Source organism: Streptomyces sp. NPDC050619 (genome assembly GCF_040654815.1).
Taxonomy (GTDB): Bacteria; Actinomycetota; Actinomycetes; order Streptomycetales; family Streptomycetaceae; genus Streptomyces.
The window spans coordinates 42,084-53,014 of record NZ_JBFAIR010000057.1 but is presented as its reverse complement, the minus strand read 5'-3'; the positions used below and the strand labels follow the sequence as shown (position 1 = coordinate 53,014).

The window sequence follows — 10,931 nt, the reverse complement described above, 5'->3', positions numbered from 1 at the left end:
CCGATCCTCTACTACGGCGACGAGATCGGCATGGGCGACAACATCTGGCTCGGCGACCGCGACGCCGTCCGCACCCCCATGCAGTGGACACCGGACCGCAACGCGGGTTTCTCGTCGTGCGACCCCGGCCGGCTGTTCCTGCCGACCATCATGGACCCGGTCTACGGCCATCAGGTCACCAACGTCGAGGCGTCGATGTCGTCGCCCTCCTCGCTGCTGCACTGGACCCGCCGCATGATCGAGATCCGCAAGCAGAACCCCGCCTTCGGCCTCGGCTCCTTCACCGAGCTCCCGTCCTCCAACCCGGCGGTGCTGGCCTTCCTGCGGGAGTTCGAGGACGACCTGGTCCTGTGCGTGAACAACTTCGCCCGGTTCGCGCAGCCGACCGAGCTCGATCTGCGTGAGTTCGACGGGCGGCACCCGGTCGAACTGTTCGGCGGGGTCCGCTTCCCGGCCATCGGTGAACTGCCGTATCTGCTCACCCTCGGCGGCCACGGCTTCTACTGGTTCCGGCTCTCCCGAGTCGCATCCCGCATCGGTCGACGACTTTGAGCGTGTGCCGACGAAAGGACGCGTCACCATGCCGAAGACCGCATCCCTCAGCCCCAGACGTACCGTCGTCGCCGACCCGATGGTCTCGCTCGACGGAATGCTGCGCGAGTGGCTGCCCAGGCAGCGCTGGTTCGCGGGCAAGGACCGGCCCGTCACGGATCTCGGTCTGCTGTCGATGACCGAGCTGTTCCCGGACTGTCTGCATCTGCTGGTGCAGACCGGTCCCGCGGGGATGCCGACCCCCGGCGGCGGCACCCCGGCCGGGGACTGCTACCAGCTGCTGCTCGGTCTGCGGGAGCACCTGTCGCCCCGCCTCGGACGGGCGCTCATCGGCAGGGCGACACAGGGACCGCTGGCCGGTCTGGCGGTCTACGACGCGCTGCGCGATCCCCGGTCGGCGCAGCTGCTCCTGGACCGGCTGCGGTACCCGGGCAGGGCCGGTCCCCTGCGCTTCGAGTGCGACCCGTCCATATCGGTGCCGGCCGGGCTGCCGCCGCGTCTGCTGGACGCCGAGCAGTCCAACTCCTCGCTGGTGTACGGCGACGAGTTCATCCTGAAGGTCTTCCGGCGCATCCAGCCCGGCGTCAACCCCGACCTGGAGGTGCCGGGCGCACTGGCCGGGCAGGGCTGCCGCCGGGTGCCCGCCCCCGTGGCCTGGTTTCGCACGAGGCATCCGCAGGAGGCGACGCTGGGCGTGCTCCAGCCGTATCTGCGCGACGCGTCCGACGGCTGGACGCTGGCGCTGCGCGCGCTCGCCACCGGTGCCGACTTCACCGTGCGGGCACGCGAGCTGGGGCAGGCCACGGCGGAGGTGCATCTCGCGCTGGCCTCGGCCTTCCCCGCCGACACCCACTGCGAGAACGGCGGTACGGCGGCGGCGATGACCGAGCGGCTGGACTGCGCCGCGCACTGTGTGCCGGCGCTCAAACCGTTCGTCCCCGGGCTGCGGGCCGCCTTCGGCGCGCTCGCGACCTGCGATCCCGGGCCGCCGGCCCAGCGCATCCACGGCGACCTGCATCTGGGGCAGGTGCTGCGGGCCGGCCGGGAGTGGTTCGTCATCGACTTCGAGGGCGAGCCGTCCCGTCCGCTCGCCGAGCGGCGCAGCGCCCACTCCCCGGTCCGGGACATCGCCGGCATGCTGCGCTCCTTCGACTACGCCGCCCGGCAGCGCCGGCCGTGGCGTCCGGAGTGGGCGCGCCGCTGCCGGGAGGCCTTCTGCGCGGGCTATGCCTTCCGCGCCGGCTGGGATCCGCGCAAGAAGCACGGTCTGTTGCGGGCGTACGAGACGGACCGAGCCGTGTACGAAGTGCTCTACGAAGCCAGGCACCGCCCGGACTGGCTCCCCGTACCCATGGCGGCGATCGAGCGTCTCGCCGTGAGAGGAGACTGAACCCGTGGCCCTGCGCGACGACACCCCGCTGCCCGAGCCCTCCGGACCGACCCCCCGCGGTACGGCTCCCCCACTGGACGCCGTCGACCGGCAGCGTCTGCTCGCGGGCGCCCACCACGATCCGCACGCGCTGCTCGGCGCCCACCCGGTCCCGGGCGGCATCGTCTTCCGGGCGCTGCGCCCGTTCGCCCGCTCGGTGAGCGTCGTGGTCGACGGCGAGCGCACACCACTGGCCTCGGAGGGAGACGGTCTCTTCTGTGGCGTCCTGCCGCTCGCCGCGATTCCCGCGTACACGCTGCTGGTGGCGTACGCGGACGGCGAGCAGGAGGTGCACGACCCGTACCGCTTCCTGCCCGCCCTCGGCGAGACAGACCTCCACCTGATCCGTGAGGGGCGGCACGAGCAGCTGTGGAAGGCGCTCGGCGCCGAGCCGATGACCCACCAGGGCGTGAGAGGCACCCGCTTCACCGTGTGGGCGCCGAACGCCCAGGGAGTGCGGGTCGCCGGGGAGTTCACCTTCTGGGACGGGCAGGCGTTCCCGATGCGGTCCCTCGGGGCGTCCGGCGTGTGGGAGCTGTTCCTGCCGGGCATCGGTGAGGGCGCCCGGTACAAGTTCGAGATCACCTCCCGCTACGGCGGCCGGTTCCTCAAGGCCGACCCGATGGCCCGCCGCGCCGAGGTGCCGCCCGACACGGCGTCCATCGTGACCTCCTCGCGGTACGAGTGGGGCGACCAGGAGTGGATGGCCCGGCGCGGGGACGTGCCCGTGCACGAGGCGCCGTTCTCCGTGTACGAGGTGCATCTGGCGTCCTGGCGACCGGGTTTGACGTACCGCCAGATCGCGGACGCACTGCCGTCGTACGTGCGGGACCTGGGCTTCACGCATGTCGAGCTGATGCCGGTCGCGCAGCACCCCTTCAGCGGTTCGTGGGGCTACCAGGTCACCGGGTTCTACGCGCCGATGGCACGGCTCGGCACACCGGACGACTTCCGGTACCTGGTCGACGCCCTGCACCGGGCCGGCCTCGGCGTGATCATGGACTGGGTGCCGGCGCACTTCCCGAAGGACGACTGGGCGCTGGCCCGCTTCGACGGGGACCCGCTGTACGAGCCGGGGGACGACCGGCGGGCGGAGCATCCGGACTGGGGGACGTACGAGTTCGACTTCGGGCGGGTGGAGGTGCGCAACTTCCTCGTCGCCAACGCCGTGTACTGGTGCGAGGAGTTCCACATCGACGGCCTGCGCGTGGACGCCGTGGCCTCGATGCTCTACCTCGACTACTCGCGGGACTCGGGCCAGTGGGCGCCCAATGTGTTCGGGGGCCGCGAGGATCTGGACGCGATGGCGTTCCTCCAGGAGATGAACGCGACCGTGTACCGGCGGGCGCCCGGCGTGGTGACGATCGCCGAGGAGTCCACGGCCTGGGACGGGGTGACCCGGCCCACCGACAGCGGCGGTCTGGGCTTCGGGCTGAAGTGGAACATGGGCTGGATGCACGACTCGCTGGAGTACATCAGCCACGAGCCGGTGCACCGCAAGTACCACCACAACGAGATGACCTTCTCGATGGTGTACGCCTACAGCGAGAACTACGTCCTGCCGATCTCGCACGACGAGGTCGTCCACGGCAAGCAGGCGCTGGTGTCGAAGATGCCGGGCGACTGGTGGCAGCAACGCGCCAACCACCGCGCCTATCTGGGCTTCATGTGGTCGCACCCCGGCAAGCAACTCCTCTTCATGGGCCAGGAGTTCGCGCAGGGCGCCGAGTGGTCGGAGGCGCACGGGCCGGACTGGTGGCTGCTGGACCCCGCCTACTCGGCGGAGGCCGACCACCGGGGCGTGCGGGACCTGGTCCGCGACCTCAACACCGTCTACCGCCGCACCCCGGCCCTGTGGCAGCGGGACACCGACCCGGCCGGCTTCCGGTGGGTGGTCGGTGACGCCGCCGAGGACAACGTCTTCGCGTTCCTGCGCTTCGACGCCGAGGGCACTCCCCTGCTGGCCGTCTCCAACCTCTCGCCCGTCGTCCGCCACGACTACCGGCTCTCCGTCCCCGACGGCATCCCCCTCTGGCACGAAGCGCTCAACACCGACGCCGCGCGGTACGGCGGCAGCGATCTCGTCCACCCCGATCCGATCAAAACGGAGGACGGCACCGTCCGGCTCACGCTGCCGCCCCTCGCGACGGTGTGGCTGGTACCGCCGCCCAGCTGAGGACCCGTGGCGGCGGCACGTGTTCGAACGTCCCGAGAGGGGCAGTCGGGGTCGTACGACCGAGCAATCCTCGTCGTCGCCAAGGGGACACAGAAAGGCTGCATCACGTGCGCACCGTCGGAGTGGAGGAGGAGCTCCTCCTGGTCGACCCGGAGACCGGCGACCCGCAGGCGCGGTCCTCCGCGGTCCTCGCCCACGCCGCGCTGGACGACCCCGATCAGCACGTCTTCGAGAAGGAACTGCACAACCAGATGCTCGAATTCGCGACGCATCCGCAGTCGGGCATGGAGGAGCTGCGGGCGGAGATCCTCCGCTGCCGCAAGGAGGCCGCCCGGCACGCCGGGGAGAGCGGCTGCACAGTCGCCGCGCTGGCCACGTCACCGCTGCCCGTGAGCCCCGCCGTGGGCGTGGGCCGCCGCTACCAGTGGATGGCGCGGCAGTACGGGATCGCCACCCAGGAACAACTCGTCCTGGGCTGTCACGTCCATGTCTCCGTCGAGTCCGACGAGGAGGCCGTCGCCGTCGTCGACCGGATCCAGCCCTGGCTGTCGGTACTGTCCGCGCTCAGCGCCAACTCACCGTTCTGGCAGGGCAAGGACACCCGCTACAGCAGTTACCGCAGCCGGGTGTGGCAACGGTGGCCGTCGGCCGGTCCCACCGAGCCCTTCCGCTCGGCCGAGCGCTACCACCGCAGGGTCGCCGACATGGTGGCGACCGGCGTGATCCTCGACGAGGGCATGATCTACTTCGACGCCCGGCTGTCCCGGCGCTACCCGACGGTGGAGATCCGGGTCGCGGACGTCTGCCTGCACGCCGACACCGCCGTACTCGTCGCCACCCTCGCCCGCGGCCTCGTCGAGACCGCCGCGCGCCAGTGGCGGGCGGGCCGGGAGCCGATGGGGCACAGCGTGAGCCTGCTGCGGCTGGCGGCCTGGCGTGCCGCCCGGTCCGGACTGACCGAGGAACTGCTCCACCCGGCGACCATGCGCCGCCTGCCCGCCGAGACGGTGGTGCGGGCCCTGCTGCACCACATCGGGGACGCCCTCGCCGACAACGGCGACCTCGACCGGGCCCGCGAGGCCTGCGCCGAACAGCTGCGACGCGGCAATGGCGCCCAGGTGCAGCGGGAGCTGATGGAGCGGACCGGGAGCCTGCGGGACGTCGTCACCGAGTGCGTGCGCCATACGCAGGTGTGAGCAGCCCCGCACGACGTAGCACTCACACCATGAGGGCGATGGCGTACGCCAGGAAGAACGCCGCGATCAGGACTACGACGACGAGGATCACGGCCAGCGGCGCCTTGGACCAGCCCTTGGGCGGATTGTGCGTCTGGCTGGGGCCCGCCTCCGGCAGGCTGCTCTCGGCCGGCGGGGTCTCGCCCGGCGGCACTGAGCCGCCCGGCTCCAGACCGGTGGTGCGATCGGGATCGGGATCGGGATTCGAATGAGTCATGCCGTCCGAGTCCCCCGAACCCGCCGAGATCATCGAGGACGGGCCAGTTCTCCAATCCCGGCACCCCGCACTGCCGCCTCGACTAGATTCGGGCACCGCAGATGATGACTGTGCTCGTCGGCGGAGTCACACCCCGTACACGTCAGGAGCAGCGCATGCGCGACTTCGCCCTCGCTCCCCCGTCCGCCTCGTCGATGACCGGCGGTCTCGCCGACAGCGTCTTCGAGACGGCGGCCCTCGACCCCACCCTGCCGTTGATCGCCCGCCGCCTCGACGCCGCCTCCTTAGCCTGGGAGGAGGTGACCGCCGTAGAACTGCGGGACGCGGTGGTGGACCTGGCCAAGGGGCTGGTCGCGTCCGGCATCTCACCGGGACACCGCGTGGCGATCATGGCCCGCACGCGGTACGAGTGGACGGTTCTCAGCTACGCCCTGTGGGCCGTGGGCGCCGAGATCGTCCCGATCTATCCGACGTCCTCCCGCGACCAGGTCGAGTGGATCCTCCGGGACGCCGGCTGCGTGGCCGTGGTGGTCGAGGACGAGCCGACGGTGATGACGGTCGGCTCGGTGTGCGCGGCCCTGCCCCGGCTGCGGCACGTCTGGCAGCTGGACGCGGGGGCGCTCGAGGAACTCGTGGCGCGGGGCGAGTTCATCCCGCAGGCCACAATCGACTCGCTGCGCCGCATCGTGCTGCCGGACTCCACGGCCGTCGTCGCCTACACCTCCGGTACGACGGGCCATCCTCTGGGGTGCGCGCTGAGCCACCGCGGTCTGGCGAGCCCCTGCGACACCCTGCTCGCGGGCTGGCGGCACACGACGGCACCGCGGGGAGAGCAGGCGTCCGTCCTCGCGTTTCTGCCGTTCTCCCATGTGTACGGCCTGATGATCCAGTGCCTGTGCGTGCGCGGCGGTCTGCTCATGGGGCACGAACCCGATCTGAGCGAGGAGGCGCTGTCGTCGGCGCTGCGCTCCTTCCGCCCCACCTACTTCTACGCCGTCCCGTCGATGTTCGAGAAGATCTACAAGACCTTCCTGCGCACGGCCCAGCAGGCGGGCCGGGGCGCGCTGTTCGAGCGGGCGGCCGAGACGGCACGGGACTTCGCCGCGGCCTGCGAGCGGCAGCGGCTCGGCGACGGACCGGGGCCGGGCCTCGATCTGCGTCTCCAGCACGCCCTGTACGAACGCACGGTGTACCGCAAGCTGCGGGGCGCGCTCGGCGGCAGGGCGCGCCGCGCCACCTCGGGCGGCTCGCCGCTGGGCCGTGATCTCTCCCTCTTCTACGAGGGGATCGGCATCTACGTCCACGACGGGTACGGGCTGACGGAGACCTGCGGCGGGATCACGATGCAGCCGCTGGGCCGGGAGAAGTCCGGGACGGTCGGACAGGCCCTGCCGGGCACGGACATCCGGGTGGCCGACGACGGGGAGATCCTGGTGCGCGGGCCGTCGGTGTTCCAGGGCTACGTGGGCGACGCGCCGGCGACGCGGTCCACGCTGCACGGCGGCTGGCTGGCCACCGGGGACATCGGGCGGCTGGACCCCGAGGGCTATCTGACGATCACCGGCCGCAAGAAGGACATCATCATCACCAGCAGCGGCAAGAGCGTCGCGCCGGCCCTGCTGGAACACCGGCTGAGGATGCACCCGCTCATCCACCAGGCGGTGGTCGTGGGCGACAACCGGCCCTGCGTGGGCGCGCTGATCACCCTGGACCCGGAGTTCCTCGCGCACTGGCGGGCGGGCCTGGCGCTGCAGAGCGACACGCCGAGCCGGGAGGCCCGGGAGGAGAACGCCCTGCGGGAGGAGATCGCGCGGGCGGTGGCGGCGGCCAACAGCGCCGTGTCGCGCTCGGAGTCCGTCCGGGTGTTCCGTGTGCTTCCGGAACCGTTCGACCTGGCCAGCGGGTTGCTGACGCCCTCGATGAAGCTGCGCCGGGACCGCATCGTGCAGACCTACGCGTTCGAGATCGACGCGATGTACCAGGCGCGCTCGGGCGGCAGGCGAAGCGGCGTGCGGCGTGAGGTGCCGGACGAACTGTCGAACTGGGACGACGCGGACAACGTGTTCCGGTGAGGGGGCGGCGCACGCCTGCCGTCGCCGACCCCGGGGACGAAGAACGCGTAGCCTCCGCGCCCACGGGAACACGCAACAGTGCGACGCGAGAGACCAGCGAGAGACAGAGAGAGGGCCAGGACGGGCACGAGAGCAGCGGACACGACAGCAGCCGAGAGGACACAGCCCTGCTGACGCCGGGCCGGAAAGACGACATGCCGACCGAGCCGCGTTGGGACAAGACACTGGCTTCCGAGGCGATCCCGAGCCGCAGCACCAGTTTTGCGGGCGAGCCGCAGAACGTGACGAGTGCGCGCCTCGCCGCGGAGCGGTTCCTGCGTGACCTCGCACGCGCCTCCCCGCCGGCCGCCCCCGAGTACTGGGACGACATCCTGCTGGTCGTCACGGAGCTGGCCGCGAACGCGGTCCAGTACGCCCCCGGCCCCTTCTCGCTGCGGATGCGCCGCACCTTCGACGGCGTACACGTGACGCTGCACGACACCAGCACCACGCCCCCGGCGCCGCGCCCCTTCGATCCCCGGCACGGCGGAGGCGGTATCGGCTGGCACCTGATCCACGCGTTGTGCGACCAGGTGAGCGTGGTCGCGGACGACCACGGCAAGGATGTGCACGTCTTTCTGCCCTGGTGAGCGCCGGGGTTTCGGCTGCGGGCCGGGCGATCGTAGTGATCACGTACGGCCGTGAGAGTCGTAGTAGTCACCTACGGCGGTGAGGTACGCCGGGTCTCGGGTCTCGCTGTCGGTCTGGAAGCGGGGCGCGGCCTTCACCTCTGCCTGGGTGCAGCTCAGTGTGACTTTCCGGCTCCGCGTGTCGACGGCGGTGACGACGCCCACGGGAACGAGGACGCTCCGGCCGAACAGCCAGACGCCGGTGTCGACGACCAGGTGCCGCATCCCGCCGGGTCCGGCCTGCCGGTCCACCCGCCCGAGGGTGCCGTCGGCGGCGGCGACGGCGAAGCCCGTCAGGTCCTGCCCCTCGGCGTACCCGCTGTCCGGCGCGTACGACCAGATTCTGTCAACGGCCACGGTGCCCCTTCTTCCCAAGTGGTTCACCGGTCGTGGTCAGGGGCCGACGGACGGGCGATCGACGCCCCTCGGCCTTCACAGCACCAAATACCCGTCTCCCGCACGCGCATTCGGGTGCATGCCGTACCGGTTCACGGGTAACCGGCCGGGGCCGTCAGCACCCGTTGGAGGTACTCGTGACCCTTGCCCAGAACCCGCTGTCCGTCGAGGTCACCCTGCCCCGCGAGGACGTGGCCCTGATCAGGGTGGAAGGCTACCTGGACGTCGACACCGGGACGGAGTTCCAGCACCACCTCGCCAACCAACTCCACCACGGCCGGCGTCACTTCCTGCTCGATCTCTCGGCCGTTCCGTTCATGGACTCGTCCGGCATGAACATCATCCTGCGCGTGTACCAGGAGGTCCGCGGCCTCCCGGGAAGTGTGCAGATCATCTCGCCCACGTCCCCCGTACGACGCATCCTGGACCTCACGGGGGTCAGCATCACGGTGCCGGTCTCGGAGGGGATCGACGAGGCCCTCGCGCGCCTGAGGGATTTGTGATCACTTCTTTCCCTCCCGCCCGGTGCGTTTCGGCCACCGGGCGGGCATGGTGGTGCTCGAGGCGTTCGGCTGCCTGCCGTGCCCGGCCGGCGGAGCGGCCGGCACGGCGGTGGGATCGATGAGGTGCGAAGCAGCGATCCACGGGCAGGTGAATGACGTTCGAGGCAGACCGCCTGGAGCCGCAGAAAGGGATGAACACCGTGACACGACCCAGGATCCTGGTGGTTGGCGCAGGCTTCGCCGGCGTGGAGTGCGTCCGCCGTCTGGAACGCAAGCTCTCCCCCGACGAGGCCGATGTCACCCTGGTGACACCCCGCGCCTACCAGCTCTACCTCCCTCTGCTGCCCCAGGTCGCATCCGGCGTGCTGACGCCGCAGTCGATCGCCGTCTCGCTGCGCCGCAGCAAGAAGTACCGCACCCGGATCATTCCGGGCGGCGCGATCGGCGTGGACCTCAAGGCCAAGGTCTGCGTCATCCGCACCATCACCGACCAGATCGTCGACGAGCCGTACGACTACATCGTGCTGGCCCCCGGCAGCGTCACCCGCACCTTCGACATCCCCGGCCTCACCGACCACGCCTTCGGCATGAAGACGCTCGCCGAGGCCGCGTACGTCCGCGACCACGTCATCTCCCAGCTGGACCTCGCCGACGCCAGCGACGACCCGGCCGAGCGCGCCGCCCGGCTCCAGTTCGTGGTGGTCGGCGGCGGCTACGCCGGCACCGAGACCGCGGCCTGTCTCCAGCGCCTCACGCACGCCGCCGTCAAGCGCTACCCCCGCCTGGACCCGGGCCTGATCAAGTGGCATCTGATCGACATCGCCCCGAAGCTGATGCCGGAGCTGGGCGACAAGCTCGGCCACAGCGCCAGTGAGATCCTGCGCCGGCGCGGCATCGAGATCTCGCTCGGGGTCTCGATCGACAAGGCGGGCCCGGAGGAGGTCACCTTCACCGACGGCCGGGTGATCCCCACCCGCACCCTGATCTGGACCGCCGGTGTGGTCGCGAGCCCGCTCATCGCCACGCTCGGAGCGGAGACCGTGCGGGGGCGGCTCGCGGTCACCACCGACATGAACCTGCCGGGCCAGGACGGGGTGTTCGCGCTCGGCGACGCCGCCGCGGTGCCCGACGAGGCCAAGGGTGTGGAGGGCGCGATGTGCCCGCCCACCGCGCAGCACGCCCTGCGGCAGGGCAAGCACGTCGCCGACAATGTCATCGCGACGCTGCGCGACCAGCCGATGAAGCCGTACGTCCACAAGGATCTCGGTCTGGTCGTCGACCTCGGCGGCAAGGACGCCGTCTCCAAGCCGCTCGGCATCGAACTGCGCGGTGTGCCCGCCCAGGCCGTGGCCCGTGGCTACCACTGGTCGGCGCTGCGCACCAACGTCGCCAAGACCCGGGTCATGACGAACTGGGTGCTCAACGCGGTCGCCGGCGACGATTTCGTCCGCACCGGTTTCCAGACCGGCAGGTCCCTCAAGCTGAAGGACATGGAGGCCGTCTCCGCCTGCCTGACACCGGAACAGGTGCGGGCCCATGTCGAGGGCTCCGAGCGGATCGAGCAGTGACGCTTCCACACAAATGACGTGAACCGCCCCGGACCGCCGACCGGCTCCAAGCCGGTCGGCGGTCCGTGCCATGCTGATGGCGGGGATCATGACGTGCAACAGGACGTGAAAAGGG

The 10,931-nt window shown here is 70.9% G+C and carries 10 protein-coding genes; 8 read left to right on the top strand and 2 right to left on the bottom strand.

Features of this window, described 5'->3' with window-relative positions:
* From AB0I77_RS49385 to AB0I77_RS49370, 4 genes are all read left to right on the top strand, one after another.
* On the top strand, positions 1-552 hold a 552-nt coding region (locus tag AB0I77_RS49385; protein ID WP_363289544.1), incomplete at its 5' end, for an alpha-glucosidase C-terminal domain-containing protein.
* Between the two features lie 28 nt (positions 553-580).
* Positions 581-1,942: a maltokinase gene (locus AB0I77_RS49380; protein WP_363289543.1), complete on the top strand. Its 1,362-nt coding sequence runs from the start codon at positions 581-583 to the stop codon at positions 1,940-1,942.
* 4 nt (positions 1,943-1,946) lie between these two features.
* A complete protein-coding gene (gene glgB, locus AB0I77_RS49375) occupies positions 1,947-4,157 on the top strand; it encodes a 1,4-alpha-glucan branching enzyme (protein WP_363289542.1) in 2,211 nt (736 codons plus the stop codon).
* A gap of 107 nt (positions 4,158-4,264) precedes the next feature.
* Entirely contained in the window at positions 4,265-5,353 is a 1,089-nt protein-coding gene (locus tag AB0I77_RS49370) for a glutamate--cysteine ligase (protein ID WP_363289541.1), read from the top strand.
* 22 nt (positions 5,354-5,375) lie between these two features.
* On the opposite strand, the gene AB0I77_RS49365 is transcribed toward AB0I77_RS49370, so the two are convergent.
* Positions 5,376-5,609 carry a DUF6480 family protein gene (locus AB0I77_RS49365; protein WP_363289540.1) on the bottom strand — a complete coding sequence of 78 codons (234 nt, stop codon included), beginning with the start codon at positions 5,607-5,609 and terminating at the stop codon, positions 5,376-5,378.
* 155 nt (positions 5,610-5,764) lie between these two features.
* Here AB0I77_RS49365 and AB0I77_RS49360 point away from each other — a divergent pair, with 155 nt between their 5' ends.
* Together AB0I77_RS49360 and AB0I77_RS49355 are read left to right on the top strand one after the other, a co-directional pair.
* Positions 5,765-7,681 (top strand): AMP-dependent synthetase/ligase, encoded by a 1,917-nt coding sequence (locus tag AB0I77_RS49360; protein ID WP_363289539.1) that lies wholly within the window; start codon positions 5,765-5,767, stop codon positions 7,679-7,681.
* A 194-nt stretch (positions 7,682-7,875) separates the two neighbouring features.
* Complete coding sequence (locus AB0I77_RS49355) at positions 7,876-8,310, top strand: ATP-binding protein (RefSeq protein ID WP_363289538.1); 435 nt, start codon at positions 7,876-7,878, stop codon at positions 8,308-8,310.
* A gap of 39 nt (positions 8,311-8,349) precedes the next feature.
* On the opposite strand, the gene AB0I77_RS49350 is transcribed toward AB0I77_RS49355, so the two are convergent.
* Positions 8,350-8,706, bottom strand: a complete 357-nt coding sequence (locus AB0I77_RS49350) for a PRC-barrel domain containing protein (RefSeq protein ID WP_363289537.1) — start codon at positions 8,704-8,706, stop codon at positions 8,350-8,352.
* A gap of 176 nt (positions 8,707-8,882) precedes the next feature.
* On the opposite strand from AB0I77_RS49350, the gene AB0I77_RS49345 reads away from it, so the two are divergent.
* Positions 8,883-9,248 carry an STAS domain-containing protein gene (locus tag AB0I77_RS49345; RefSeq protein ID WP_363289536.1) on the top strand — a complete coding sequence of 122 codons (366 nt, stop codon included), beginning with the start codon at positions 8,883-8,885 and terminating at the stop codon, positions 9,246-9,248.
* A gap of 191 nt (positions 9,249-9,439) precedes the next feature.
* Positions 9,440-10,816 carry an NAD(P)/FAD-dependent oxidoreductase gene (locus AB0I77_RS49340; RefSeq protein WP_363289547.1) on the top strand — a complete coding sequence of 459 codons (1,377 nt, stop codon included), beginning with the start codon at positions 9,440-9,442 and terminating at the stop codon, positions 10,814-10,816.
* The last annotated feature ends 115 nt before the right edge of the window (positions 10,817-10,931 follow it).